The 26,486-nt window shown below is 72.8% G+C and carries 25 protein-coding genes and 1 tRNA gene; 18 read left to right on the top strand and 8 right to left on the bottom strand.

Annotated elements, in window-relative coordinates:
* Positions 1 to 23 precede the first annotated feature (23 nt).
* A complete protein-coding gene (locus tag C5H89_RS02545; protein ID WP_104105522.1) occupies positions 24 to 2,639 on the top strand; it encodes a penicillin acylase family protein in 2,616 nt (871 codons plus the stop codon).
* On the opposite strand, the gene C5H89_RS02540 is transcribed toward C5H89_RS02545, so the two are convergent.
* A complete protein-coding gene (locus C5H89_RS02540) occupies positions 2,623 to 3,219 on the bottom strand; it encodes a 5-formyltetrahydrofolate cyclo-ligase (RefSeq protein ID WP_104105521.1) in 597 nt (198 codons plus the stop codon). The genes C5H89_RS02545 and C5H89_RS02540 overlap by 17 nt on opposite strands.
* Before the next feature lie 24 nt (positions 3,220 to 3,243).
* On the opposite strand from C5H89_RS02540, the gene C5H89_RS02535 reads away from it, so the two are divergent.
* From C5H89_RS02535 to C5H89_RS02500, 8 genes are all read left to right on the top strand, one after another.
* Positions 3,244 to 4,647: a UTP--glucose-1-phosphate uridylyltransferase gene (locus C5H89_RS02535; protein WP_104105520.1), complete on the top strand. Its 1,404-nt coding sequence runs from the start codon at positions 3,244 to 3,246 to the stop codon at positions 4,645 to 4,647.
* Positions 4,640 to 5,869: a gephyrin-like molybdotransferase Glp gene (glp, locus tag C5H89_RS02530; protein ID WP_104105519.1), complete on the top strand. Its 1,230-nt coding sequence runs from the start codon at positions 4,640 to 4,642 to the stop codon at positions 5,867 to 5,869. Before C5H89_RS02535 ends, glp begins: the two co-directional genes overlap by 8 nt.
* An 11-nt stretch (positions 5,870 to 5,880) precedes the next feature.
* Entirely contained in the window at positions 5,881 to 6,348 is a 468-nt protein-coding gene (moaC, locus tag C5H89_RS02525) for a cyclic pyranopterin monophosphate synthase MoaC (RefSeq protein ID WP_199286700.1), read from the top strand.
* 5 nt (positions 6,349 to 6,353) lie between these two features.
* The gene (locus tag C5H89_RS02520) at positions 6,354 to 6,839 is read left to right on the top strand and encodes a molybdenum cofactor synthesis domain-containing protein (RefSeq protein ID WP_205304846.1); all 486 of its coding nucleotides are present in this window, start codon (positions 6,354 to 6,356) and stop codon (positions 6,837 to 6,839) included.
* On the top strand, positions 6,836 to 7,477 hold the full coding sequence (locus C5H89_RS02515; protein WP_240181653.1) for a GNAT family protein: 642 nt from the start codon (positions 6,836 to 6,838) through the stop codon (positions 7,475 to 7,477). The genes C5H89_RS02520 and C5H89_RS02515 overlap by 4 nt, the downstream gene beginning before the upstream one ends.
* A gap of 72 nt (positions 7,478 to 7,549) precedes the next feature.
* On the top strand, positions 7,550 to 8,365 hold the full coding sequence (locus C5H89_RS02510) for a hypothetical protein (RefSeq protein WP_162799176.1): 816 nt from the start codon (positions 7,550 to 7,552) through the stop codon (positions 8,363 to 8,365).
* 55 nt (positions 8,366 to 8,420) lie between these two features.
* Positions 8,421 to 8,496 (top strand) — tRNA-Ala (locus C5H89_RS02505).
* An 88-nt stretch (positions 8,497 to 8,584) separates the two neighbouring features.
* A complete protein-coding gene (locus tag C5H89_RS02500; protein WP_104105516.1) occupies positions 8,585 to 10,180 on the top strand; it encodes a CotH kinase family protein in 1,596 nt (531 codons plus the stop codon).
* Positions 10,181 to 10,186: 6 nt separating this feature from the next.
* On the opposite strand, the gene C5H89_RS02495 is transcribed toward C5H89_RS02500, so the two are convergent.
* Positions 10,187 to 11,977, bottom strand: a complete 1,791-nt coding sequence (locus C5H89_RS02495; RefSeq protein WP_104105515.1) for an ABC transporter ATP-binding protein — start codon at positions 11,975 to 11,977, stop codon at positions 10,187 to 10,189.
* Between the two features lie 152 nt (positions 11,978 to 12,129).
* Between C5H89_RS02495 and C5H89_RS02490 the strand changes: the two genes are divergently transcribed.
* The 4 genes from C5H89_RS02490 to C5H89_RS02475 are packed head-to-tail and all read left to right on the top strand — an operon-like array spanning position 12,130 to position 16,119.
* Positions 12,130 to 13,197, top strand: a complete 1,068-nt coding sequence (locus C5H89_RS02490; RefSeq protein WP_114149406.1) for a glycosyltransferase — start codon at positions 12,130 to 12,132, stop codon at positions 13,195 to 13,197.
* A complete protein-coding gene (locus C5H89_RS02485; protein ID WP_205304823.1) occupies positions 13,194 to 14,258 on the top strand; it encodes a glycosyltransferase in 1,065 nt (354 codons plus the stop codon). The genes C5H89_RS02490 and C5H89_RS02485 overlap by 4 nt, the downstream gene beginning before the upstream one ends.
* Positions 14,255 to 15,289 (top strand): glycosyltransferase, encoded by a 1,035-nt coding sequence (locus C5H89_RS02480; RefSeq protein ID WP_104105513.1) that lies wholly within the window; start codon positions 14,255 to 14,257, stop codon positions 15,287 to 15,289. Before C5H89_RS02485 ends, C5H89_RS02480 begins: the two co-directional genes overlap by 4 nt.
* Positions 15,286 to 16,119: a galactosyltransferase-related protein gene (locus C5H89_RS02475; protein ID WP_205304822.1), complete on the top strand. Its 834-nt coding sequence runs from the start codon at positions 15,286 to 15,288 to the stop codon at positions 16,117 to 16,119. Before C5H89_RS02480 ends, C5H89_RS02475 begins: the two co-directional genes overlap by 4 nt.
* 63 nt (positions 16,120 to 16,182) lie before the next feature.
* Here C5H89_RS02475 and C5H89_RS02470 read toward each other — a convergent pair whose 3' ends face one another.
* The 3 genes from C5H89_RS02470 to C5H89_RS02460 all read right to left on the bottom strand — a co-directional run bounded on the left by C5H89_RS02470 (position 16,183) and on the right by C5H89_RS02460 (position 18,092).
* A complete protein-coding gene (locus C5H89_RS02470; RefSeq protein ID WP_104105512.1) occupies positions 16,183 to 16,353 on the bottom strand; it encodes a CsbD family protein in 171 nt (56 codons plus the stop codon).
* Between the two features lie 74 nt (positions 16,354 to 16,427).
* Positions 16,428 to 17,231 (bottom strand): sigma-70 family RNA polymerase sigma factor, encoded by an 804-nt coding sequence (locus C5H89_RS02465; RefSeq protein WP_104105733.1) that lies wholly within the window; start codon positions 17,229 to 17,231, stop codon positions 16,428 to 16,430.
* A 111-nt stretch (positions 17,232 to 17,342) separates the two neighbouring features.
* Positions 17,343 to 18,092: an ANTAR domain-containing protein gene (locus C5H89_RS02460; RefSeq protein WP_162799175.1), complete on the bottom strand. Its 750-nt coding sequence runs from the start codon at positions 18,090 to 18,092 to the stop codon at positions 17,343 to 17,345.
* A gap of 121 nt (positions 18,093 to 18,213) precedes the next feature.
* On the opposite strand from C5H89_RS02460, the gene C5H89_RS02455 reads away from it, so the two are divergent.
* Positions 18,214 to 19,767 carry an FAD-dependent oxidoreductase gene (locus C5H89_RS02455; protein WP_240181682.1) on the top strand — a complete coding sequence of 518 codons (1,554 nt, stop codon included), beginning with the start codon at positions 18,214 to 18,216 and terminating at the stop codon, positions 19,765 to 19,767.
* A 35-nt stretch (positions 19,768 to 19,802) separates the two neighbouring features.
* Here C5H89_RS02455 and C5H89_RS02450 read toward each other — a convergent pair whose 3' ends face one another.
* The 3 genes from C5H89_RS02450 to C5H89_RS02440 are packed head-to-tail and all read right to left on the bottom strand — an operon-like array spanning position 19,803 to position 22,585.
* Positions 19,803 to 20,024 (bottom strand): CDGSH iron-sulfur domain-containing protein, encoded by a 222-nt coding sequence (locus tag C5H89_RS02450; protein ID WP_104105509.1) that lies wholly within the window; start codon positions 20,022 to 20,024, stop codon positions 19,803 to 19,805.
* Positions 20,021 to 20,965 carry an iron-containing redox enzyme family protein gene (locus tag C5H89_RS02445; RefSeq protein ID WP_104105732.1) on the bottom strand — a complete coding sequence of 315 codons (945 nt, stop codon included), beginning with the start codon at positions 20,963 to 20,965 and terminating at the stop codon, positions 20,021 to 20,023. Before C5H89_RS02445 ends, C5H89_RS02450 begins: the two co-directional genes overlap by 4 nt.
* A gap of 42 nt (positions 20,966 to 21,007) precedes the next feature.
* Positions 21,008 to 22,585: a phospholipid carrier-dependent glycosyltransferase gene (locus tag C5H89_RS02440; RefSeq protein WP_240181652.1), complete on the bottom strand. Its 1,578-nt coding sequence runs from the start codon at positions 22,583 to 22,585 to the stop codon at positions 21,008 to 21,010.
* 38 nt (positions 22,586 to 22,623) lie between these two features.
* On the opposite strand from C5H89_RS02440, the gene rsmI reads away from it, so the two are divergent.
* From rsmI to C5H89_RS19450, 4 genes are all read left to right on the top strand, one after another.
* Positions 22,624 to 23,508, top strand: a complete 885-nt coding sequence (gene rsmI, locus C5H89_RS02435; RefSeq protein ID WP_104105507.1) for a 16S rRNA (cytidine(1402)-2'-O)-methyltransferase — start codon at positions 22,624 to 22,626, stop codon at positions 23,506 to 23,508.
* Positions 23,505 to 24,341: an alpha/beta fold hydrolase gene (locus tag C5H89_RS02430; RefSeq protein ID WP_104105506.1), complete on the top strand. Its 837-nt coding sequence runs from the start codon at positions 23,505 to 23,507 to the stop codon at positions 24,339 to 24,341. The genes rsmI and C5H89_RS02430 overlap by 4 nt, the downstream gene beginning before the upstream one ends.
* Positions 24,338 to 25,168, top strand: coding sequence for a TatD family hydrolase (locus C5H89_RS02425; protein WP_104105505.1), 831 nt, complete (start codon positions 24,338 to 24,340; stop codon positions 25,166 to 25,168). Before C5H89_RS02430 ends, C5H89_RS02425 begins: the two co-directional genes overlap by 4 nt.
* A 183-nt stretch (positions 25,169 to 25,351) precedes the next feature.
* Positions 25,352 to 26,486 (top strand): resuscitation-promoting factor (locus C5H89_RS19450; RefSeq protein ID WP_104105504.1); only part of this gene is annotated, 1,135 nt, incomplete at its 3' end.

The raw sequence follows: 26,486 nt of genomic DNA, 5'->3' as shown, positions 1-26,486 counted from the left end.
GCGGAAGGGCACAATGACCGGCAATGACCGACCAGACCGTCTCCGCCCACGACAGCCCCGACGAGCCTGTCGTTCGCCGCTCCTGGTGGCGCACCTTCCGGGGCTGGCCGCGCTGGGCCCGCATCCCGGCGTACGTCGCGACCGGGCTCGTCCTGGTGCTGCTGGCGGCCGCCATCGGGGGCCTGGTGCTCTACCGCAAGCCGCTGCCCCAGACCTCGGGGGAGGTGGAGCTTCCCGGGCTGGGGGCCGAGGTGGAGGTGCTCCGCGACGAGCACGGCATCCCCCAGGTGTACGCCGACTCCGACGCCGACCTGATGCGGGCCCAGGGCTACGTCCACGCCCAGGAGCGGTTCTACGAGATGGACGTGCGGCGCCACGTGACCGCGGGCCGGCTCGCCGAGCTCTTCGGCACCGACGGCCTGGAGACCGACAAGATGATCCGGACCATGGGCTGGCGCCGGGTGGCCGAGCAGGAGCTGGGGCTGATCAGCGCCGAGACCCGCTCCGCCCTGGACTCCTACGCCGCCGGGGTCAACGCCTACCTGTCCCAGCACTCGACCTCCGACATCGCCGTGGAGTACACGCTGCTGCGCGCCAGCGGCCTGGACTACACCCCCGAGCCGTGGACCGCGGTGGACTCGCTGGCCTGGCTCAAGGCGATGGCCTGGGACCTGCGCGGCAACATGAGCGAGGAGATCGACCGGGTGGTGACCTCGCTGGACCAGAGCCCCGAGGGCGTCGCCACGCTCTTCCCGCCCTACGACTTCGACCGCGCCACGCCGATCGTCACCCAGGGCGCGGTGGTCGACGGGGTGTTCGAGCAGGACGCGACCCGCAACGCCACCCGCAACCCGCGTCGCGTGGCCCTGGCGCCCGAGGCGGTCGCCGCCCTGGACGGACTGCGGGACTCCCTGGAGGAGATGCCCGCGCTGATCGGGCGGGGCGACGCGCTGGGCTCCAACTCCTGGGTGGTCGCGGGCGAGCACACCGCCACGGGGCAGCCGCTGCTGGCCAACGACCCGCACCTGGGGGTGAGCCTGCCGGGCATCTGGATGCAGATGGGCCTGCACTGTCGTGTCGTCGACGCCGACTGCACCCTGGACGTCGCCGGCTTCACCTTCTCCGGGATCCCCGGGGTGGTCATCGGCCACAACGCCGACATCGCCTGGGGCTTCACCAACCTGGGCCCGGACGTCTCCGACCTGTTCCTGGAGAAGGTGCAGGGCAGCACGTGGACCTACGACGGCCGCCAGGAGCCGCTGCGGGTGCGCGAGGAGACCATCGTGGTCCGCGACGCCGACGACTTCACGCTGCGGGTGCGCGCCACCGCCCACGGACCACTGATCTCCGACGTCTCCGGCGAGATCAGCTCGGTGGGGGCCAACGCCGGCGGTTACGCCGTGTCCCTGGCGTGGACCGCGCTGCAGCCGAGCACCACTGCCGACGCGATCCTGCTGCTCAACCGGGCCGCGGACTGGGACGAGTTCCGCGCCGCGGCCTCCCGCTTCGCGGTGCCGTCCCAGAACCTGGTCTACGCCGACCGGGAGGGCCACATCGGCTACCAGGCCCCCGGCCTGGTGCCGATCCGCCAGTCCGGCAACGACGGCTCCATGCCCGCCAAGGGATGGCTGCCGGAGAACGACTGGACCGGGGAGTTCGTCCCCTTCGACGGCCTGCCCTCGGTGCTGGACCCCGAGGAGGGGTTCATCGTCACCGCCAACCAGGCGGTCATCGGGCCGGACTACCCCTACGCGCTGACCTCGGACTGGGACCACGGCTACCGCTCCGAGCGGATCCGGGACCTGCTCGAGGCCGAGCTGGCCGACGGGGGAGACATCACCGTCGACGAGATGGCCGCGATGCAGACCGACGAGCTCAACCCGATCGCTGCCACCCTGGTGCCCTACCTGCTCGACGTGGACGGGCTGCCGCGTGGCTACTACCGCGAAGGGCTCGCGGAGCTGGCCGACTGGGACCTGCGGGAGGGCGCCGAGAGCGGCGCCGCGGCGTACTTCAACGTGGTGTGGTCCAACCTGCTGCGCCTCGCCTTCGCCGACGACCTGCGCGCCCGGATCGCGCCGACCGGGGGCGACCGGTGGTTCCAGGTGGTGGCGGACCTGCTCGACGACCCGGCAGCCGACCTGTGGGACGACCGCCGCACCGAGGACGTGCGGGAGGTCCGCGACGACGTCCTGCGGGCGGCGCTGATGGCCGCGCGCGACGAGATCACCAAGCGTCAGTCCGTGCGGCCCCAGGAGTGGAGCTGGGGACACCTGCACCGCCTCGACCTGCGCAACCAGACGCTCGGCGGCTCCGGGATCGGCCCGGTCGAGTGGCTGCTGAACCGTGACGGCTTCGAGGTCGGCGGCGGCTCCGGGGTGGTCAACGCCACCGGCTGGGACGCCTCCCAGGGCTACCAGGTCACCTCGGCGCCCTCGATGCGGATGGTGGTCTCGCTCACCGACTTCGACGACTCCCGGTGGATCAACCTCACCGGCGTCTCGGGGCATCCGGCCAGCGGGCACTACGTGGACCAGACCGAGCTGTACGTCGGCGGGCGCACCCTGCCGTGGGTCTTCGGTCGCAAGGGCGTCGAGGACGCCGCCGAGGACACCCTGGTGCTCAGCCCCCAGCGTTGAGGGTCAGCACCCCGTCGCCGGTGGCGACCGCGGTGACCGTCCGGTCGTGGTCCTGGCCGGGGACGTCCAGACCGACCTCGTCGGGGTGCAGCAGCACCGCGGTGAAGGTGCCGACGGGCACCCGGGCCAGGGCCCGGTCGTAGGAGCCGCCGCCCCGGCCCAGCCGCAGTCCGGACGGCGAGACCGCCAGCCCCGGCACCAGCACGGCGTCGGCGGCGGCGATCGCCTCGACCCCCAGCAGCGGGCCCCGGGGCGCCAGGGTGCCCCGGGCCGCCGGGAGCAGGTCCTCGGCCGAGGTGTAGACCGCCCAGTCCAGGTCGTTGTCGGCCAGCAGCACCGGCAGCAGCACCCGTTTGCCGGCCGCACGGAGCGCCTCGAGCAGCAGTCCGGTGCCCGGCTCCCGGCTCACCGAGACGTACGCCGCGACGCATCCGGCCCGGCGTACGGCGGGGTGCGCGAGCAGGTGCTCGCAGGTGCGGGCCGCGAGCTCGGCGGACTCCGCCAGCGACCGGCGACGTCGGGCGGCCAGCACCTGGTCGCGCAGCGCGAGCTTGGCGGTGGGCACCTGGTGGGGATTCACGCCGATCAGCCTACGATCGGTGTCATGGCTAGCAACGGCAACAACAGCGGGCTCGACCGGGCCCGCACCAAGATGCGCGAGGCGGGCGTCGACGAGCTCGCCGTCGAGACGTTCGCGCACTACTTCCGCCTCCTCGAGCACGGTGAGACCGGGATGGTCCCCGAGGAGTCGATCGAGCCGCTGGACATGGAGTCCCTGGCCGACGCCCAGGTCGCCGAGGCTGACGCGGCCGAGGCCATCGGCGCCTGCGTGGTGATCAAGCTGAACGGCGGTCTGGGCACCTCGATGGGGATGGACCGGGCCAAGTCGCTGCTGTGCGTGCGCCGCGGACTCTCCTTCCTCGACATCATCGCCCGCCAGGTGCTGCACCTGCGGGACAAGTACGACGCCCGGCTCCCGCTGATCTTCATGAACAGCTTCCGCACCTCCGAGGACACGATGGCGGCCCTCGCGCGCTACGACGAGCTCCCGGTCGAGGGGCTGCCGCTGGAGTTCCTGCAGAACAAGGAGCCCAAGCTGCTCGCCAAGACGCTGCAGCCGGTCGCCTGGCCCCGGGACCCCGACCTGGAGTGGTGCCCGCCCGGTCACGGCGACATCTACACCGCGCTGCGCTCCAGCGGGCTGCTGGCGCAGCTCATCGCGGCCGGCTACCGCTACGCGTTCGTCTCCAACTCCGACAACCTCGGCGCGGTGCCGGACCCCCAGGTGGCCGGCTGGTTCGCCACCTCCGGTGCGCCGTTCGCGATCGAGGCGGTCCGGCGTACCCCGTCGGACCGCAAGGGCGGCCACTTCGCCCGCCGCCGCAGCGACGGCCGCATCGTGCTCCGCGAGTCCGCGCAGACGCTGGAGGCCGACAAGGAGGCCCTGGCCGACCTGGACCGGCACAAGTACACCTCCACCAACAACCTGTGGTTCGACCTCCAGGCGATGCAGGACCTGCTGGACGCCCGCCAGGGGATCCTGGGCTTGCCGCTGATCCGCAACGTCAAGAACGTCGATCCCGCGGACCCCGCGTCCCCGGAGGTGATCCAGGTGGAGACCGCGATGGGCGCGGCGATCGAGGTCTTCGACGGGGCGCGCACCATCGAGGTCGGGCGCGACCGGTTCGTGCCGGTCAAGACCACCAACGACCTGCTGGTGCTGCGCTCGGACATCTACGACCTCGGTGCGGACTTCGTCCTGGACCAGGCCAGCGACCGGGTGCCGTTCGTCGACCTCGACAGCGACTTCTACAAGCTGGTCGGGGAGTTCGACAAGCGCTTCCCCGAGGGTGCGCCGTCCATGCGGGCGGCCCGCTCGTTGCGGGTGAGCGGGGACTGGACCTTCGGGCGTGGGGTGGTGCTCGAGGGCGACGTCGCCCTCGACAGCCCTTCGGCCCAGCGCATCGCCCCGGGTGCGGTGCTGGTCGGCGAGGACACCGATGCCTGACCTGCTGGCCGTCGACGACCTGGTCCAGCGCGTCCTGGCCGGGGTGTCCCCCCTCTCGGACTTCCCCCAGCCGCTGATGGAGGCGCTGGGTATGGCGGTGGCCGAGGACGTCTTCGCCGAGGTCGCCCTGCCGTCCTTCGACAACTCCGCGATGGACGGGTACGCCGTCCGCCTCGACGACGTCGTCGGCGCGACCCAGGACTCCCCGGTGCGGCTGCCCGTGGTGGGCGAGATCGGCGCCGGCCAGGCCAAGCTGCTGGCGCTCTCGCCCGGCACGGCGGTGAAGATCATGACCGGTGCGCCGGTGCCCACCGGCGCGGACTGCGTGGTGCCGTACGAGTGGACCGACCGGGGAGTGGTCCAGGTCGAGATCGCCCGCGCCCCCTCGCTGGGACAGCACATCCGGCGCACCGGCGAGGACGTCTCGGTCGGCGACAAGCTGCTCGAGCACGGCACCGTGCTGGGGCCGAGGCACCTCGGGCTGCTGGCCTCGGTCGGACGGGCGACGGTGCGCTCCCGCCCCCGGCCCCGGGTGGTGATCATCTCCACCGGCTCCGAGCTGCGCGACCCGGGCACGGCGCTGGGGCACGACTCCATCTACGACGGCAACTCCTTCCTGCTCGCGGCCGCCGCGCGGGCGGCCGGTGCGACGGCGTACCGGGTGGGGATCGTGCCGGACGAGCCGCGGGCCTTCCGGGAGGCGCTCAGCGACCAGCTGGTGCGCGCCGACCTGGTGGTCACCAGCGGCGGCGTCAGCGAGGGCGACTACGACGTGGTCAAGGAGGCTCTCTCCGAGCTCGGCACGGTGTGGTTCGGCCGGGTCGCGATGCAGCCCGGAAAGCCGCAGGGCTTCGGCACCGTGGGGGAGGACCGGGTGCCGATCTTCACGCTGCCCGGCAACCCGGTCTCGGCCTACATCTCCTTCCAGGTCTTCGTGCTCCCGGCGCTGCGCCGGATGATGGGCAAGCTGCCCTACGAACGGCCCACCCGCCGGGCCCGGCTCACCCACCCGATCTCCTCGGTCCCGGGCAAGCGGCAGTTCGTGCGCGGCGCCTTCGCCGTCGACGGCGGCGGCCCGTTCGTCTCACCGGTGGGCGGCCACGGCTCGCACCTGATCGGCGACCTGGCCAACGCTAACGCCCTGGTCGTGGTGCCCGAGGACGTCGCGAGCGTCTCCGCCGGCGAGATGGTCCAGGTGCTGTGCCTGGACGAGGAGTTCTGAGAGTGTCAGGCATGGACCGACTGACCCACGTCGACGAGGCCGGCGCCGCCCGGATGGTGGACGTCTCCGCCAAGGCCGTGACCGCCCGCACCGCGACCGCGTCGGGCCGGGTCCTGGTCTCGGCGAGGGTGGTCGAGCTCCTGCGTGGCGCCGGGGTGCCCAAGGGCGACACCCTGGCGGTGGCCCGGCTGGCCGGCATCATGGGCGCCAAGCAGACCCCGTCGCTGATCCCGTTGTGCCACCCGCTGGCGCTCTCCGCGGTCAGCGTCGACCTGGAGGTGCAGGATGACGCCGTGGCGATCTCCGCGAGCGTCTCCACCACCGACCGCACCGGCGTGGAGATGGAGGCGCTGACGGCCGTCGCCACCGCGGCGCTGACGGTCGTCGACATGGTCAAGGCCGTGGACAAGGCGGCCGTCATCACCGACATCCGGGTGGAGACCAAGACCGGCGGCAAGTCGGGGGACTGGTCGGCGTGACCGGCCTGCCGGGCGCGGTCGTCGTCGCCTCGAACCGGGCAGCCGACGGTGTCTACCCCGACGAGACGGGCCCGCTCATCGTGGACTTCCTGGTGGGGCTCGGGTTCTTGGCCGGTGACGCCGTGGTGGTCCACGACGGCGAGCCGGTGGGGGAGGCGATCCGGGCCGCGGTCGCGGCGGATGCGCGCGTGGTGCTCACCACCGGCGGCACGGGCCTGACCCCGACAGACCGGACGCCGGAGGCGACCGCGGCCGTCCTGGACTTCGAGGTGCCGGGCATCGCCGAGGCGATCCGGGCCCGCGGGGTGGCCAAGGGGGTGCCGACCGCGATGCTCTCCCGGGGGCTCGCCGGGGTGCGAGGCACCTGCCTGGTGGTCAACCTGCCCGGTTCCCCGGGCGGGGTGAAGGACGGCCTGGCGGTGCTGGAGCCGGTCCTGGTGCACGCGGTCGAGCAGCTGGTGGGCGGAGACCACGACCGGGGTGCCCCGTGAGGCCCCTGCTGCCCGGCCGGGCTCCGGGGTGGCCGGCCCGGCTGAGCGATGGCGACCTCGTGCTGCGCCCCATCGAGTACGCCGACGAGCAGGCCTGGAGCCGCTGCCGGATGCGCAACGCGGCCTGGCTGCAGCGGTGGGAGGCCACCGTGCCGCCGGGCGCGGAGAGCCGCCCGGCGACGTACCGCCAGCTGGTCAGGACCTTGCAGCGCAAGGCCCGCGAGGGCACCACCATGCCCTTCGTGGTCGAGCTCGAGGGGAGCCTGGTCGGGCAGGTGACGGTGAACAACATCGTGCGCGGCTCGGCCCAGCTCGCTTCGGTCGGCTACTGGCTGGACCAGGCGGTCGCCGGCCGCGGCGTCATTCCGCGCGCGGTCGCGATGGTCATCGACCACTGCTTCTCCACCGCCGGCCTGCACCGGATCGAGATCTGCGTCCGTCCGGAGAACACCAACTCCCTGCGCGTGGTGGAGAAGCTGGGGCTGGCCGAGATCGGCTACGCCCCGCGATTCCTGCACATCGACGGCGCCTGGCGGGACCACCGGATCTACGCGGTCACCGTCGAGGAGGTCCCCGGGAGCATGCTGGCCCGGCTACGCGCCGCTTCGGAGCAGGACTTTCGGTCGGAATCCCAGTAGTCACAACAGTTGTCTTGCGACACACCGGTGACGTCCGCCCCATGGTCGCTCAGCGAACCTAACCTCTGAGGTGTGGACCTGAGCGCACTTATCTTCGTCGCCGTTGCTGTGGCGTGGGCCGTCTACCTGATCCCCAAGGCGCTCAAGCACCATGACGAGGTGCAGCGAAGCCGGTCGGTGGACCGGTTCTCGGCCACGATGCGGGTCCTGGCCCGGCGCGAGCCGGTGAGCCGCCGCGACGCCCGTCTGGTGGTCACCCCGGGACGTGCCGCCTCGGTGCCGGTGATCGAGACCAAGGGGCCGGAGCCGGTCGTCGCGACCGTCGCCGCCCGTCGGGCGGCCGCCAACCGGGCGGCACGCCGGCGCCGCAACGTGCTGAGCGCGCTGCTGCTGCTGCTGGTCGTCGTGGGTGCCGTCGCGGCGAGCGGCGTGATCAGCTGGTGGTACGTCGCCCTGCCCGGTGCGCTGCTGGCGGCCTGGCTGGTCGCCTGCCGGCTGATGGTGACGAAGGAGCGCGCGGTGCCGGTCGTGCGCCGCGCCGTCACGGAGTCGTCCACCGAGAAGACCGCGGGCATCCCGGCCGTCGACGCGGCGATCAACCCGGTGACCGACTCCAGCGTCTCCATGGACGCCGTGGTCGCCACCGTGCCCGAGGTGGTGGCCACCGACCCCTCGATGTGGGACATGATCCCGGTGACGCTGCCGACCTACGTCTCCAAGCCCGCGGCCGTGCGCCGCAGCGTCCAGACCATCGACCTCGACTCCACCGGGGTGTGGACCTCGGGCCGCTCCCAGGCGGACTCCGCACTGGCGCGGTCGGCGGAGGAGAGCCAGCAGGCCGAGGCCGCCGCGGCCGAGGCTGAGAGGCACCGCGCGGTCGGGTCCTGATTCGGCCCGGCCCGGGGCCGGGTGCTATCTTTTCGACGCACTCACAAGGTGCACTGGGGCTGTGGCGCAGTTGGTAGCGCGTCTCGTTCGCAATGAGAAGGTCAGGGGTTCGAATCCCCTCAGCTCCACCACTGAACAGGCCTGGTCCGCGTCGCGGTCCAGGCCTTCTTCACGTCCGCTCCGCTGGTCAGGAGCCGCTCGGACCGGCATGCTCTGCGCATGACCCGCACGAGTTCCTCCTCCCGCACCGCCCCGGTCCTCGCCCTCGCGAGGGCTGCCGCGGTGCTGCTGGCCCTGGCCCTGCTGTCCCCGACGCTGTCCGGGGTGGCCCCTGCCGAAGCGGCACGCCAGGCGCCCGTGCCTGCCCCGGTGCCTGCCCCGGTGACGCTGGTGATCGACACCGAGGGCGCCGCCCCGATCATCAGCAAGGACGACTACCTGGACGCCACCATGCAGCTGGACGGGGTGACCCGGAAGCTGGAGATCCGCGGCCGTGGGAACTCCACCTGGGGCTGGGCCAAGAAGCCCTACAAGCTGAAGCTCAAGTCCGCCGCGGGCCTGCTGGGGATGCCCGCCGCGCAGGAGTGGGTGCTGCTGGCCAACTTCGCCGACCGCAGCGCCCTGCGCAACCACCTCGCCTTCGAGATGGCGCGCCACACCCGGCTGCCCTGGACGCCGGGCGCGCGCTACGTCGACCTCGTCGTCAACGGACAGTCCCAGGGCCTCTACCTGCTCACCGACCAGGTGGAGCTCGGCAGGAGCCGGGTGGTGGTGCCGAAGAACGGGCACCTGCTGGAGATCGACGCCCGGTTCCGCCGGTCCGGTGACCCGGGGTTCAAGTCCCGGCGTGGCACCCCGGTCGCCTTCAACGACCCCGACGAGCTCACCGTCCGCCAGCGCCGCATCATCAAGGGCGCGGTGGGGCGCTTCGAGGACGTGCTCTACGGTCGTGGGTTCGCCCACCCGGAGAAGGGGTACGCCGCGCACATCGACGTCGACTCCGTCATCGACTGGTACCTGCTCGAGGAGCTCTTCCGCAACCAGGACTCCAACTTCCACTCCAGCGTCTTCGTCACCTGGGCGCCGGGGGAGAAGTTCGCGATGGGTCCGGTCTGGGACTTTGACCTGAGCGCCGGCAGCAAGTGGAACGCCACCACGCTCCCCGAGGGATGGCACACCCGCACGGGCAAGCACTGGGTCGCCCGGATGTTCCAAGACCCGACCTTCGCGGCCCGCGTCCGTGCCCGCTGGACAGCGCTGCGCCCGACCTTCGAGGCGCTGGTGGCCGGCCTCCCCGCCTCGGCTGACGTGCTGCGTGAGGCCGCGACCCGTGACTGGCAGCTGTGGCACGGCCCGGAGGGTCAGGTCTCCGGCAGCGTGCACGCGGACTCCTTCGACGGCGAGGTCGCGTTCCTGCGGACGTGGCTGACCGAGCGTGCCCGGTGGATCAGCGACACCCCGGAGGTCTCGTTCGCCCGCACCGACTGGACCGTGCGCGAGAAGCGGCGCACGACCTGGGTGCCGGTGCGGCTCCTGGCCCCCAGCGACCGGACCCACACGGTGCGCTACCGCCTCCGCGGAGGTACGGCGACTCCCGGCAAGGACTTCCGGCTCGCCGAGGGCACGCTGGTCTTCGCCCCGGGCGAGACGACGAAGTCCTTCGGTGTGCAGATCCGGCAGGACTCCCGTCGCGAGGCCAAGGAGACGATCGCGCTCGAGCTGCTCGATCCGGACCCGGCGATGCTGGTGGGCGGCGCCTCGCTCGTGCGGATCCGGATCGCGGGCAACGACGGGCCGGGCAAGCGCGGGGGCTGAGCAGCCTCAGAGGCGCGCGGACCCGGTCTGCACCGCCCACAGGTCGGCGTACACCCCGCCGTGGGCGACGAGCTCGTCGTGGGTGCCCGACTCGACGACCTCGCCGGCGTCCAGCACCCAGATCCGGTCGGCGTGCCGCACCGTGGAGAGCCGGTGCGCCACCACCAGGGCGGTGCAGTCGGCGGTGGCCACGCGCAGGGAGCGCTGGATCGCGGCCTCGGTCTCGTTGTCCACCGCGCTGGTGGCCTCGTCGAGCACCAGCACGGCGGGACGGCGCAGCAGCGCGCGGGCCAGCGCCATCCGCTGCCGCTGCCCGCCGGACAGGGTGACGCCGCGCTCGCCGACGGGGGCGTCCAGCCCTCCGGGGAGCTTCTCGATGAACTCCCAGGCGGCGGCCGCCTCCGCGGCGGCGCGGATCTCCTCGCGGCTCGCGTCGGGGCGGCCGTAGGCGATGTTGTCGCCGATGGTGCCGGCGAAGAGGTAGACGTCCTGGGAGACGTAGCCCATGGAGCCGCGGATCGAGTCCCAGTCGAGCTGCCGCACGTCCTCGCCGTCCAGGAGCACCTGACCGGAACGGGGGTCGTCGAAGCGCAGCACCAGGCGCAGCAGGGTGGACTTGCCCGCCCCCGTGGAGCCCACCACGGCGTGGGTCTCCCCGGCCGGGACCACCAGGTCGATCCCGCGCAGCACGTCGGGCCCGTCGCCGTAGCCGGCCCGCACCTCGCGCAGCTCGAGCCGACCCGCCACGGGGGGAGCCAGCGTGCGCTCGCCCACCGGGACCGAGCTGGTCTCGGCCAGCAGGGTGAGGATCCGGGTGGTGGAGGCGCGGCCCCGCTGGTAGAGGTCCAGGACGGTGGCGACCTCGGTCAACGGCCACAGCAGCCGCTGGGTCATGAAGACCAACACCGAGTACATGCCGACCTCGATGTCGCCGTCCAGGGTCGCCCAGCCGCCGAACAGCAGGGTGCAGGTGAAGCCGACCAGGATGGTCATCCGGACCAGGGGCACGAAGGCGGCGGAGGAGCGGATCGCCGCGGTGTTGGCCTCCCGGTACGCGCTCGAGACCGCCGCCACCCGGTCCCGTTCGCGGTCCTCGGCGGTGAAGGCCTTGATGGTGGTGATGCCGGCCAGGTTGGCGCTCAGCGTCCCGGACAGGTCCCCGACGGCGTCGCGGACCCGGGCGTAGAGCGGCTCGAGCCGGCGCTGGAAGAGCAGCGAACCCGCGACGATCAGCGGGATGGGCAGGAAGGCGAGCAGCATCAGCTGCCAGGAGGTCACGGCGAAGACGGCGCCGACCAGCAGGATGTTGAGCGCGGTCTGCAGGATGGCCGGAGCCCCGACGTCGAGGAACCTCTCCAGCTGGTTCACGTCGTCGTTCAGGGTCGCCAGGGTCGAGCCCTGGGGCCGTCCCTCGTGCCAGCCCACGTCGAGGTGCTGGACGTGGTCGTAGGCCTCCACCCGCAGGTCGTGCTCCACGCCCTGGGCCAGGCCCCGCCACAGCACGTCGGCGACGTACTGGCTCGCGGACTCGACCAGCCAGACCACGACGTTGAAGACCGCCAGCCAGACCAGCTGCTCGTGCCGTGACTCGACGCCGAGCAGGTCGGCGACGAAGGAGCCCTCACCGCGGACCACCACGTCCACCGCGGCGCCGATCAACAGCTCCGGCATCACGTCGGCGACCTTGTTGAGGGTCGAGGTGGCGACGGCGGCCACGAAGCGGCCCCGGTAGGCGCGGTGTCGCTCCCACAGGGCCCGCAGCGGGCTGTCGGCGGGCGAGACGGGGGGTTTCGACATGGGACTGATCCTAGGAAGCGGCGCCCACAGCGCCCTCGTGTGGGGTGTGGGCGGTCACGGTTTCCGGGCCGGGAGGATCGGGTACCGCCGGATGAATTGGTCGTCGCCCGACCTTGGAGGGGGCTGGGCGTTCTAGAGGGAGCTTGAGTGCTGTGAGCGTGCGTGTGCTGTCGATCCCGTCCGGACACGTGTATGTGCGGCACCTGACTGACCCCGGTGGTGACGACGTGGTGCGCCTGCCCGACCCCCCGGTCCCCGGAGACGTGCCCGCGGCGCAGTGGTGGCCGCCCCCGTCCCTGGAGGCGTCCTGGGTGGCCGAGCACCACGAGGAGTTCGACGTCGCGCACGTGCACTTCGGCTTCGACGCTCGCTCACCCGAGCAGCTCCGGGACTGGGTGGCGGCGCTGCGGGCGGCCGGCAAGCCGCTGGTCTACACGGTGCACGACCTGCGCAACCCCCACCACGGTGACAGCACGGCCCACGACGCCCAGCTCGACGTCCTGGTGCCGGCAGCCGACGCGGTGCTCACCCTGACCCACGGCGCAGCGCGTGAGGTCGCCAGACGCTGGGATCGCACCGCCACGGTGCTGCCGCACCCGCACGTGGTGCCCGAGCCGCTGCTGGCGCGTCCTCGGCCGGAGACCGACGGCTTCGTGGTCGGGCTGCACCTCAAGAGCCTGCGCGCCAGCATGGACCCGCTCCCGGTGCTGGAGACCCTGGCCAAGGTGGTGCCGGCCCTGCCTGAGGGGCGGCTGCGCGTCGACGTCCACACCGACGTGATGACTCCCGGGATGTCCAACCATGACGCCCGGGTGGCGGAGATGGTGCGGACCCTGGACGCCGACGGCGTGATCGACCTGCACGTCCACGACTTCTTCACCGACGACGAGCTGTGGGACTACTTCCTGGGCCTGGACGTCTCGGTGCTGCCCTACCGCTTCGGTACCCACTCCGGCTGGCTCGAGGCCTGCTACGACCTGGGCACGGCGGTGGTGGTGCCGGACTGCGGCTTCTACCGCGAGCAGCAGCCGTGCCTGTCCTACCACCTGGACGAGGACGGGCTCGATCCCGCGTCGCTGGAGCTCGCGCTGGAGCGCGCCCACCAGGTCCGGCCGCAGTGGCGGGCCGACCCCGAGACGCGGCTCTCGGAGCGCGCGGAGCTCGCGGCGGTCCACGCCTCTCTCTATGCCGCGCTGGTCGACGGGCCAGGCCGACGGTGACGCACGTCGTGGTGGTGGCGGACTCCCGCTACCCGATCGGCGAGCCCTTCGCCGGGGGCATGCAGTCCATGACCTGGCACCTGGTCCGGGGGCTGCGCGCCCGCGGGACCCGGGTGACGGTCTTCGCCGGTCCCGGTTCGGACCCCGAGCTGGACGCGCACCTGCTCGACGTGCGCCCCGTCGAGCTGAGCGAGACCGCGCGCCGCGACGTCTCCATGGGTCCTCAGGAGTGGGTGGAGCAGCACCACGCCTATCTTCAGCTGATGCTGTCGCTGGCGCGCCGCGACGACGTCGACGTCGTGCACAACAACACCCTGCACCACCTGCCGGTGGCGATGGCGGACCTGCTGCCCTGCCCGATGGTGACCACCCTGCACACCCCGCCCACGCCCTGGCTGGAGCCCGTCGTCCGCCTCGCCGACGCCCGGCACACCCACTTCGCCGCCGTGAGCCGCTACACCGCGGCCCAGTGGAGCCACGTGACCCAGCCCGCGGTGGTGCTCAACGGGGTGGACACCGACCGGTGGCCGCTGGGTCCCGGTGGCGACGACCTGCTGTGGTCGGGCCGGATCGTCCCCGAGAAGGGCACTCACCTGGCGCTGGACATCGCCGCCGCCGCCGGTCGTCGGCTGCTGCTGGCCGGGCCGATCGCGGACCCGGTCTACTGGCGCGACCTCGTGCAGCCCCGGCTGGGCCCGGACGCGGTCTACCTGGGCCACCTGCACCAGCAGGCCCTGGCGGAGGTCGCCGGCCGGAGCGCCGCCGTGCTGGTGACCCCGCTGTGGGACGAGCCCTACGGGCTGGTGGGCGCCGAGGCGATCTCCTGCGGCACCCCGGTGGTCGGCTTCGACCGGGGCGGCATGGCCGAGGTGCTGGACAACGGCTGCGCCCGCCTGGTCGCGCCCGGCGACGTCGCCGCGGCCGCCGCGGCCGTGGTCGAGGTCGTGGAGCTCTCCCGCGAGGAGGTACGCCGGGGCGCCGAGGCGTCGTGCTCGGTGGGGGCCATGGTGGAGCGCTACCTGTGGCTCTACGACCAGCTCGGCCTGCGGCACGCGGCGTGATCGGCTACTACGTCCACCACCACGGCGACGGCCACCGGCACCGGATGGAGTCGGTGGCGGCCCGCCTGGCGGAGCCGGTCACCGTGCTCAGCTCGCTGGCACCGCCGGCCGGCTCGACGCGGCCCTGGGTGGTGCTCGATCGTGACGACGAGGGCCCGGCCGCAGCCGGGGACGTGCACGCGGACGTGGACGCGGGGGGCCGGCTGCACTGGGTGCCGCGGCACGACCGGGGACTGGCCACCCGGGCGGCACAGCTGACCCAGTGGATCACCGAGGCGCGTCCCAGCGCCCTGGTGGTCGACGTCTCGGTCGAGGTCGGGCTGCTGGCCCGGCTGTGCGGCGTACCGGTGGTCACGGTGGTGATGCCGGGACGACGCACCGATCCTGCGCACTCGCTGCTGCACGACATCGCCGAGGTGCTGCTGGCGCCGTGGCCCGAGGACCTGCCCGAGGATCTGGCCGAGGAGCTGACCAGCGGGTGGCCGGAGCGCTGGCGGTCCAAGACGGTCTTCACCGGGGCCATCAGCCGCTTCGACGCTCGGGTCGCGACCGGCCCGACGGCCGCGCGCTCGGCGGGGACCGCCTTCCTGCTCTGGGGTGCGGGTGGCTCCGCGGACCGGCGGTCCGCCTTCGCGTCCGCGGAGCGGGCCACCCCGGGCTGGCAGTGGTCCAGCGCCCGTCCCGGACGGCGGCTGGACGCCGAGCAGGTGTGGGGCGGGCTGCGCGAGGCCGCCGTGGTGGTCACCCACGCCGGTCAGAACGCGGTCGCCGAGGTGGCCGCAGCCCGGGCGCCGGCCGTGGTGGTGGCCGACCCCAGGCCCTTCGACGAGCAGCACCACACGCTGAGGCGACTGAGCCGGCTCGGTCTCGCGGTGACGGCCCCGGCCTGGCCCGAGCCGCACGAGTGGCCGGACCTGCTCGCGCGGGCGGCGGCCGCGGACGGCTCAGCCTGGTCGGCGTGGAACGACGGGCGCGGTGCAGACCGGGCGGCTGCCGCCATCGCCCGGGTGGCCCGGGGGCTCAGGACGTGAGTGCGGGCCTGAACCTCACCGTGGTCACCGTGGTCACCGGACGGCACCGGCACCTGCGCAACCAGCACCGGTCTTTGGCTGCCGGGACCCGGGTCCCGGACCAGGTGGTGGTGGTCGCCATGGGTGACCCGGACGTGGCCGAGGTGGTGGCGGCAGGGCCGTTGCGCACGGTGAGCACGGTGCGCCACGTGCCCGCACCCGGCGAGCTGCCGCTGGCGCGGGCCCGCAACCGCGGGGTCGCCGCGGCGCTGGAGGCCGGCGCCGACCTGGTGGTGCTGCTGGACGTGGACTGCCTGGCCTCGCCGGGCCTGCTCGAGGGCTACCAGCGCGCGGCACGGCAGCGCCAGGGCCTGCTGTGCGGCCCCGTCGCCTACCTGCCGGCGCTGCCCGCCGGCCGGACGTCGTACGACCCGGCCCAGATCGCCGCGGCGCGGCCCCACCCCGGCCGTCCCGCGCCCGCGCCCGGCGAGCTGCTGCCGATGACGGACCTGCGGCTGTTCTGGTCGCTCTCCTTCGCCGTGGACCAGGAGACCTGGGACGCCATCGGCGGCTTCGACGAGGAGTACGTCGGGTACGGCGGCGAGGACACCGACTTCGGCCAGCGCGCAGCCCGGGCGGGCGTGCCGGGCTGGTGGGTCGGCGGTGCGGTGGCGCACCACCAGTGGCACCCCGTCTCCGACCCACCGATCGAGCACGTGGGCGCCATCGTGCGCAACGCCAACCTGTTCCGTCGGCGCTGGGGCTGGTTCCCCATGGAGGGGTGGCTGGCGGCCTTCGCGGAGGCGGGCCTGGCCCGCCGCGCGGGCGACCGCTGGGAAGTCACCCCCTGAACGAGGAACAGCGAGCACCCGTTGCGTGAACGGCGTGCTCGCTGTGTCGGTGAGGCGGTCGGGCTACTTGAAGACGTCCTTGACCTTCTCGCCGGCCTGCTTCAGGTCGGCCTTGGCCTGGTCGCCCTTGCCCTCGGCCTTCAAGTCCTCGTCGCCGGTGGCGCCACCGGCGGCTTCCTTGCCCTTGCCGGTCAGCTTTTCGGTCGTGTTCTCAATCTTGTCGTCGAGACCCATCGAGGTTCCTTCCGCTGGAGAATGTGTGTGGAACGGCCCTCTCGTACCCATTGCGGGGGACATTCATGCCGTCATCAGGCCGCGGACTCCATGGCCAGCCGGAGCTTGGCCAAGGTGGCCGTGAGCAGGCGTGAGACCTGCATCTGGGTGACGCCGATCTCGGCGCCGATCTCGGCCTGGGTGCGCCCCTGACCGAACCTGAGGTCCAGGATCAGCCTCTCCCGGTCGGTCAGCGTGGCCAGCACCGGCCCGAGGGCGGCGCGGGCTTCGGCGGCCTCGAACCCGAACTCGTGGGCGCCCAGGGTCTGGCCGAGCTCTGCGGCCTCGCCGGGCGACAGCGGTGCGTCCAGCGAGGAGGGCACGAAGCACCCGCTGGCACCGAGCGCCTCCACCACGAGGTCCAGCTCGACCCCCAGGTGTGCCGCGATCTCGCGGGGCCTCGGGGACCGGCCCAGGTCCTGGACCAGCTGCTCCTCGGCCCCGTTGATGGAGGCCTGCATCTCCTGGATGGAGCGGGGCGGCCGGACCATCCAACCGCGGTCGCGGAAGTGCCGGCGCAGCTCGCCACGGATGGTGGGCACGGCGAAGCTCAGGAAGTCGCGGCCCTTGTCGGCCTCGAAGCGGCGCACGGCCTTGACCAGGCCCAGGCAGGCGACCTGCTCGAGGTCGTCCTGGTCGATGCCCCGGCCCCGGTAGCGGCGGGCCACGTCACGGGCGACCTCGACGTTGAGCTCGACCACGAGCTCTTCGATCTCACCGCGAGCGGGCCCGTCGACGAGCGCGGCGCGTTCCAGCAGCTGAGCGGTGGCGGCGCGACGGTCGGCCGGGTCGGGCCAGATGTTGTCGGTGCCGGCGCGGGTGGCAAGTGTTTGGAGCATGAAACCCATCTCCCTGGTGAAGGGTGACGTGGCAACTCCTCTCGACCACTTCGGTCTAGACAATCAGAGCCGGGACCAAAGAGCAAGCCCGGAGCCGGGCTTCGATGCCCCTCAGCCCCCGGGAGCTCCCCGAGGGTGCTCGGCCTGGTAGACCACTGCCCGCGCCACCTCCGCGAGGCGGACGTTGGTGTCGTTGGAGAGCTTCGTGAGCACCCGGAACGCCTCGTCGGGAGAGCAGTGCCGGCTGGCCATGATGATTCCCTTGGCCTGGTCGATGGTGGCGCGGGACAGCAGCGCCTCCTGGAGCTGGTCCACCTCACGTCCCAGGGTGCTCAGCCCCTGGACGACGGTCAGCAGCTCCTCGAAGCGCGGATCGCGCGACAGGTCGTCGAGGAAGCAGCCACCGCCCAGGGCTGCCTTCAGCCGGTCCACCGTGCGGACGGCGTGCGGGGTCGGGTCCTGGACGCGCACGACGTGGTTGACGACCGCGGCAGGGACGCCGTCGATGAGCAGCGGCTCGTTCATCGGCGCCCACCAGCGGGGCAGGAACGTCCCCGGGTGCGCGGGGTCGGGGATGTCGTAGCGCTGCAGCAGCAGGTGATGCGTCCGCCCCTCGCTCAGCGCCGCCAGCGAGGACCGCCGGATGGCCGCGGGGCCGTCGTTCTCGGGGTCGTCGGGATTCTCGGGATAGACCTCGAAGAGGACGCGCGAGAGCAGTGCGTCCTCGGTCTGGGCGGTGAGCTCGAGGTAGGCGGCGTTGGCCGCGCGGATGACGAACTCCTCGTCCCACACCGCCATGGGGCGCGGGGAGTGCTGGAATGCCTCGTCGCGCCGCAGCTCCTGCAGCTCCTTGGCGATCACGCTCAGACCCTCTCAACAGGTCCTGCACCACTGGGGCAGGTTTCTCGACCCCCGGAAGTCTCCTGTCTACCAGTTGCCCGAGTGTTTGGACCACTCCCGGAGCGGGTACGCCGGCGCCGTGATGGATCCGATCTGGCTCGATGACCGAAGTCGGACGCCGGCCCAGCAGCTGTCGGGCGCCATCGACTGCGACGTCCTGGTGATCGGCGCCGGGATCGTGGGGATGAGCGCCGCCTGGGAGCTCGCCGCGGCCGGCCGGGACGTGGTGCTCCTCGAGGCCCTCACGGTCGGTGCCGGCAGCACCACCGGTGGCTCCACGGCGAAGGTCAGCGCGCTGCAGGGCACGACGTACTCGACGATCGCCGCGCGTGCGGACCTGGAGTCGGCCCGCACCTACGCCCAGTCCCAGGTGATGGCGGTGGAGCACCTGGCCTCGTTGGTCAAGCGGGTCGGTATCGACTGCTCGATGCAGCGCCGCCCGAGCTGGCTCTTCGCCGAGGACGAGCGGGAGCTGGTGGCGCTGCGGGCCGAGGCCGAGGTGCTGGCCCAGTGCGAGCTCGACGTGACCACCGACGCGGACCCGGGACTGCCGTTCGACGTGACCGGCACGGTGCGGCTCAGCAACCAGCTGCTCATCGACCCGGTGGCCTACCTCGACGGCCTGGCGCGCGACTTCGTGAACCTCGGCGGCCGGCTCTTCGAGCGGTCCCGGGTCGTCGAGCTCGACACCGGGGACCCGCACCGCGCCAGCACGCAGGACGGCGGCTCGGTGCGCGCCGCGCACGTGGTGGTCGCCACCCACTTCCCGGCGTTCGCGGAGGGCGTGATGTTCGCCCGGCTCAAGACCCACCGCGAGCACGTGCTCACCGGCCCCATGCCCCCCGGCACCCAACTTCGGGACATGTACGTGGGCGTGGGGAGCGACACCCCGGCGTTGCGGCCCGTGCCCGGCGCCCAGGGCCCGGTGCTGATGGTCTCCGGCGCCCCGTTCAGCCCCGGGAGCACCAGCGCGGCGGTGCGCCTGAGCGACCTGGTGCACTGGGCCCAGGACCGGATGCCGGCCTACGACGTGCAGCGGCAGTGGTCCGCCCAGGACCACGACTCGCCCGACCGCCTGCCCTTCATCGGCGAGATGCGGCCGATCACCCGCCCGGGGTCGGGGGTGTGGGGCGCCACCGGCTTCGGTGGCTGGGGCATCGCCAACGGGGTGCTGTCCGGGGTGCTGCTGCGCGACATGATCCTGGACTCCGACGACGGCGGGGCCCTCCTGTCCGGCCAGGGACGCGGGTGGCGGGACCTGTTCACCCTGCGCCGCGGCCGCTGGCTGGCGGAGGGCACGCAGATCGCCAAGCAGGGCCGCACCTTCGTCTCCAACGCGGTCGCGGGTCGCGTGGGCGCGGCGAGCACCGCTGCCCTGCCCGACTCACCCGAACGGCTGGCGCCCGGCGAGTCGGGTCGGTTCCAGCAGGGCGCGGACGTGGTGGCGGCCTACCGCGACCGCGCGGGCGCGCTGCACCAGGTCTCGGCGACCTGCACGCACATGGGCTGCCTGGTGGACCTGGACGAGACCTCCGAGACCTGGCAGTGCCCCTGTCACGGGTCCCGCTTCGACCTCTCCGGCGCGGTGGTGGAGGGTCCGGCGACCAGCCCGCTGCGCCCCGTGAGGACTGACTGACTGACGGGCGCGGCGGGCCGGGTCCGACCGCGAGCTCAGGGCTGCAGCTTCGGCGGCAGCACCTTGTGGGTGCCGTCGCACCACGGCTGCGTCTCGGACTTGCCGCAGCGGCAGACCGCGCTGACCGGACGCTCGGTGCGCACGATGTTGCCCTCGCCGTCGTCGACGAGGTGGTCCCCGCGCAGCAGCAGCGGGCCGCGGGGACAGATGATCACGTCAGGGTGGGACACACCTTCGGGGCCCGCGGGCACGCTCATGCCGCCTGCCAGCGGGCCAGGTAGTGCTCGGTGACCCGGTCCTCGGTGTCGAGGCAGGTGTAGGCCCCGAACAGGACGTCGTCCAGCAGCTCGGGGGACTCGCGCAGCAGGGCGGCGCAGATGACCCGCACCGCCAGCTGCTCGTGGACCGCGTCGGCCTCCACGTGCTCGCGATAGTAGTGCTGCATCTGGACCGGCAGCTCGAGTCGCTCCATGCCCTGCGCGATCTTGCGGCACGGCAGCGAGCTGGTGGCCTCGAAGGCGGCCAGGTGCCCCAGGCTCGCCCCGCGCAGCCGGCGGTGCAGCCCGAAGAGGCTCATCGCGTTGTTCTGCTCCAGCACCTCGGCGGGCGTCTCGGCCACGTAGGCGCCGTACGACGGGTCCAGGCCGCAGGCCTCCAGGCCGAGGGCGTAGAGGTGGGAGTGGAGCTTGTTGGGGTCGCCGCCCCCGAACTCGTCGTACTGGAGCTCGACCAGGGCGGCCTTGGCCACGTGGCCCAGCCGCGGCACCAGCCAGGCCTGGGGCTCGGACTCCTTGAGGTGGTAGATCGAGCGCGACCGCAGCAGCTCGAGCACCTGCTCGCGGGTGGCGTGCCGCTGCACGTGGGCAGCCAGCGAGCGGCCCTCGTGCTCGTCGGTGATCCGGAAGATGTCTTCGGCGCTGTCGCCGGTGATCCCGGCCTTGGTGTAACGGGTGCGCAGCTCCTGCTCGAGGTCGTCCTCGAGGCGGCGCCGCAGCCCGAGCAGGGCGGGGTCCCACTCCAGTCGCTCGTCCACGCCCTGGAACCCGCGGTAGTGCAGCTCGTAGAGCATCCACAGGGCGAGCTGGGCGTCGTCGGCGTCGTCAGGGACGAGGAGGTCGCCCAGATCGCTGGTGTCTCCGGTGGGCAGCACGGTGACGAGGCGTTCGGTGAGCGAGCCGCGTGGGGGAGGGAGCAGCATGGCGCCACGGTACCCACGGCGGGTCGTCACCATGCGAGACGGTCAGATCCAGCGCTTGAACCACATGCGGTCGAGCCACTCCGAGTGCGTGATGAGCTGGTCGGTCCACACCGGCCAGAACCAGGCGAAGGCCAGCACCACCGAGACCACGAACGACCCGCCCAGCACCGCGCCCAGGGTTCGGCGCCGGGACGGCAGCGGCGAGGGCCCCAGCATCTTGGCCAGCCCCAGCACCACGGCCAGCACCATGAAGGGGGCGATCGCAATCGCGTAGAACAGGAAGATGGTGCGGTCGTCGTACTGCAGCCACGGCAGCCACGTCGACGCCGTGCCCACCACGGCCACCCCGAAGCGCCAGTCCCGGCCGCCGACCCACAGCACCACGGCGGCGAGCAGGGCGACGCACCCGCCCCACCACAGGATGGGGTTGCCCAGCAGCACCACCTGTCGCAGGCAGGTGGACCCGGCCTCGGCCTCGCAGCCCTGGGTGCCTGGCTGGATGTCGAGCTGGGCGTCGACCCCGACGGCCCGGTTCATCAGCAGCCACCCGGTCGGCTTGGAGGAGTAGACGTGGGTGGCGTCATTGAGGAAGTGGGAGTGGAAGACGTAGACGTCGCGGTGGTAGCTGGCCAGGGAGCGCAGCGACTGGACCACCTCGCCGAGTCCCTCGGCGTCGGGCTCGGTGGCCGAGGGCCACTGGGTGCCCCCGCCGTACGTCGTGTACTGGGTGTTGGAGAGCGCGTCCTCGTAGTCGTCGGCGTGGATCAGCCACCCGGTCCAGGTGGTCACGTAGACGACGAAGGCCACCAGCACCAGGTGCACGAACGCCGGCACCCCGTCCAGCACGGCCGAGCGCAGCACCGGCCACCGCACCCCGCGGCCGCGCCGAGCGCCGGCACTCCAGGCCCACACCAGCAGCCCGAAGGCAGCCAGCGGGAAGAGGGCGGTCCACTTGGTGCCGACCGCCAGCCCGAACCAGACCCCGGCGGCCAGCAGCCACGGCCGGAACCAGACGCGCGGGCCCCAACCGCCGGTGACGCGTGGCTCGCGGGCCAGCCGGGCGGTGAACCACTGGCGGTCCGCGACCACGCAGTGCACGCCGCCGAGCATGAAGAAGGCGAGGAAGATGTCGAGCAGCGCCAAGCGGGACAGCACCAGGTGCAGCCCGTCCAGGGAGAGCAGGAACCCGGCGAGCAGGCCGAGGAAGACCGATCCGGTCACCCTGGTGGCGAACCGGCACATCAGCACGATCATCAGCGACCCGACCACCGCCGAGGCGATGCGCCAGCCTGTGGGGTCCATGCCCAGCGCCTTCTCGCCCAGGGCGATCAGCCACTTGCCGACCTCGGGGTGCACCACCATGTTGGGGGAGTCGGTCCACAGTCCGTCGGTCTTGCCGTCCAGGATGCTGGCGTCGGCGCCCTCGACGTAGCCGCGGCTGTAGCCGTGGTGCAGCAGGGACCAGGCGTCCTTGGCGTAGTAGGTCTCGTCGAAGGAGAAGGCGTGCGGGGTGCCGAGCTTCCACACCCGCAGGAAGAACGCCAGGCAGCCGAGCAGCACCGCGCCCACCCAGCCGATCACCTGGTCACCGGGCAGGCGGCGGCGGAGGGCGGGGGTCACGGTCGGCAACAATAGCCAGCACGGGGCAGGATGTGACCATGACAGAACAGCCCGTGGACGCCCCGCCCGTGGACGCCCGGCCCGTGGCTGGAGCCGGGACCCTGGTGCTGGCCGCGACCCCGATCGGCCAGGTCGGCGACGCTCCGCCGCGACTCGCCGCGGAGCTGGCCGGGGCCGACGTCGTGGCGGCGGAGGACACCCGGCGGCTGAAGCGGCTGACCAGCGACCTGGGCATCACCCTCGGCGGCCGCGTGGTGTCCTACTTCGAGGGCAACGAGCAGGCCCGGACGCCGGCGCTGCTGGAGGCGCTGCTGTCCGGCAGCCGGGTGGTGCTGGTCACCGACGCCGGGATGCCCAGCGTCTCCGACCCGGGCTACCGCCTGGTCAGCGCCGCGGTCGCCGAGGGGGTGCGGGTGACCTCGGTGCCCGGGCCCAGCGCCGTCCTCACCGCGCTGGCGGTCTCGGGGCTCCCGGTGGACCGGTTCTGCTTCGAGGGCTTCCTGCCCCGCAAGGCCGGCGAGCGGGCCCGGCGGCTGGCAGACCTGGCCACCGAGCCGCGCACCATGGTGTTCTTCGAGGCCCCGCACCGCACCGGCGCGACGCTGGCCGCCATGGCGGACGCGCTGGGTGACGAGCGGCCCGCCGCGGTCTGCCGCGAGCTGACCAAGACCCACGAGGAGGTGCGCCGCGACGGGCTGCGCGCCCTGGTTGCCTGGGCCGAGAACGGGGTACGTGGCGAGGTGACCATCGTGGTGGCCGGTCGGCCCCCCGGCCCGGACGTGGCCGGGGACCCCGACAGCCTGCGCGCGGCGGTCGCCGACGAGGAGGCGGTGGGGGCGAGCCGCAAGGAAGCGATCGCGGCCGTGGCCAGACGGGCCGGGCTGCCGAAGAGGGAGGTCTACGACGTGGTGCACGTGCGATGAACAGGCTGAGCTCGTACCGTCACGACGGGCTGGACTTCGACGTGGTCGAGGGTGGGCCGGCCGAGGGCGAGCCGGTGATCCTGCTGCACGGGTTCCCCGAGCGGGCCTCGTCCTGGGACGCGGTCTCGGCCCTGCTCCACGAGCAAGGGCTGCACACCCTGGCCCCGGACCAGCGCGGCTACTCGCCCGGCGCCCGGCCCCGGGGGCGCTGGTCCTACCGGTTGAGCCTGCTGGTGGGCGACGTGGTGGCGCTCGCGGAGCGCATCGGGGGACCGGTGCACCTGGTCGGCCACGACTGGGGCGCGGTGGTGGCCTGGGCGCTGGCAGCCCAGCGCCCCGACCTGGTGCGGTCGCTGACCGCGGTCTCGGTGCCCCACCCCGGGGCCTTCCGCGACGCCCTGCTGCACGGCCAGCTGGCCGCCTCCTGGTACGTCGGCCTCTTCGCGACGCCGCTGCTGGTGGAGGGGATGATCGCGGCCAAGCCCGACGCGTTCGACCTCCCGCTGCGCAAGGGCGGCATGCGGGCCGAGGACGTGGCTCGCTTCCACACCGAGATCGTGGAGTCCGGCGCGCTGCCGGGCGCCCTGGGCTGGTACCGCGCGCTGCCGTTCGCCCCGGTGTCGCTGACCCGGACCCCGGTGACCGTGCCCACGACGTACGTGTGGAGCGACCGCGACGTGGCCCTGACTCGCGAGGCGGCGGAGCGCTGCGGCGACCACGTGAGCGGCGACTACGAGCTCGTGGTCCTCGAGGGCGTCACCCACTGGATCCCCCGGCAGGCGCCCGAGGCGCTGGCCGCGGCGGTCCTGGCGCGGGTCGCGTCCACCCGATGAGGGAGCGTCCACCCGCCCCGGAGCCGCTGCCCCACCCGGTGGTGGACAACCACTGCCACCTCGACATCGCCGACGACGACCAGGCGGGCGTCGTCGAGGCGATCGCCGCGGCGAGCGCGGTCGGCGTGCCCAGGATCGTGCAGATCGGCTGCGACCTGCCCGGCGCACGGTGGGCGGTGGCCGCGGCCGCCGAGCACCAGGCGCTGGTGGCGGGGGTGGCGCTGCACCCCAACGAGGCCCCCCGGCTGGAGGCGGTCGGCGAGCTGGAGGCGGCCCTGGCGGAGATCGAGCGGCTGGCCGGTGCCCACCCGCGGGTGCGAGCGGTGGGGGAGACCGGGCTGGACCACTTCCGTACCGGCGAGGACGGCTGGGCCACGCAGGTGGAGAGCTTCCGCCGGCACATCGACCTGGCCAAGCGGCTGGACAAGACCCTGGTGATCCACGACCGCGACGCCCACCAGGACGTGCTGGACGTGCTGGACTCCGAGGGGACGCCCGAGCGCTGGGTGATGCACTGCTTCTCCGGTGACGCCGACTTCGCCCGCGCCTGCCTGGACCGCGGCGCCCACCTGAGCTTCGCCGGCACCGTGACGTTCAAGAACGCCGACGCGCTCCGGGAGGCGCTGGTGCTGGCCCCTCGGGACCGGGTGCTGGTGGAGACCGACGCGCCGTACCTGACCCCCACGCCGTACCGCGGGCGGCCGAACGCCTCCTACCTGATCCCGGTCACGATGCGCGCGATGGCGCAGGTGCGGGGCGACGACCTGGAGGCGCTGTGCGCGGCCGTGGACGCCAACACCGAGGCGGCCTTCGGGGGGTCCTGGTAGCCGCCGTGGAGGGTGGAGAGGCTCATCACTTCCACGCTGGATCTGAGCCAAAGAGTTTGGTAGGTCCCCAATTCTCGTTATGGTCTTGTGATTGTTGGCCGGAATCGGGTTGATTTCGCCAGTGCCCAAGGGTCGCTCCGGCACCGGCGTCCGAAGACCGGGAAGTACGACGTTCGGAGAATCGTGCGCATCGCACAGCTCACCAAGTCAGCGCTCCACAGCAAGTCCCTCCTCCTCTCGCTCGTGGCCCTCGTGGCCCTCGCCGTGGTCGGCACCACCCTCGGCTACGCCTCCCTCGCCAAGTCGGTGACCCTGACCCTGGACGGCGAGACCCGTGAGGTCGACGCCATGGGCGACACCGTCGCCGACGTCCTGGAGGCCGAAGGCATCGAGGTCGGCGCCCGCGACGAGGTGGCCCCGGCCCTGGACTCCGCGGTCGACGACGGCAGCGCGATCACCGTCGCCTTCTCCCGTCCCCTCAAGCTCAGCGTGGACGGCGAGAGCTCGACCCACTGGGTGACTGCCAGCCACGTGGGCGGGGCCCTGGCCCAGATCGGCCGCCGGTTCCGCGGCGCCGACCTCTCGGTGACCCGCAGCGCCCCGATCCGCCGCTCCGGCCTGGAGGTCGAGGTGGTCACCCCCAAGAAGCTCACCCTCGCCGTCGGCGAAGGCAAGCCGCGCACCGTCGAGGTGCCGGCGATGACCGTCCAGGACGCGCTCGCCGAGCTCGACGTCAAGGTCGACGCCGACGACCGGGTCACCCCGCGCCGCCGCAAGCAGGTGGAGGCCGGCGACCGCATCGTGGTCACCCGGGTGAAGGTCGTCGACAAGCGGGTCCGTGCCCAGGCGATCGGCTTCGGCACCGTGGAGCGCAAGGACGGCTCGATGCTCCAGGGCGAGCAGACCGTGGTGCGTGCCGGCCGTCCCGGGCTGCGCGACGTCACCTACCGGCTCACCTACGAGAACGGCGCGCTGGTGGGCCGCAAGGTCCTCAAGCAGCGCGTCATTCGCAAGCCCGAGGCCAAGGTGGTCAAGGTCGGCACCAAGACCGTCGCCGCCGCCGACTACTCCTCAGGCAACACCGTGTGGGACCAGCTCGCCAAGTGCGAGTCGGGTGGCAACTGGGCCATCAACACCGGCAACGGCTACTACGGCGGGCTCCAGTTCAACCTGGGCACGTGGCGTGCCTACGGTGGCACCGGCCTGCCGAGCCAGCACAGCCGGGAGACGCAGATCGCGGTCGCGACCCGGCTGCGGGACGCTGCCGGCGGCTACGGCGCGTGGCCGCACTGCTCCGCGAGCCTCGGGCTGCCCCGCT

The sequence above is a fragment of the Nocardioides sp. 616 genome (assembly GCF_002930065.1).
Classification (GTDB): Bacteria; Actinomycetota; Actinomycetes; order Propionibacteriales; family Nocardioidaceae; genus Nocardioides; species Nocardioides houyundeii.
This window is presented reverse-complemented; position numbering and strand designations above follow the sequence as displayed.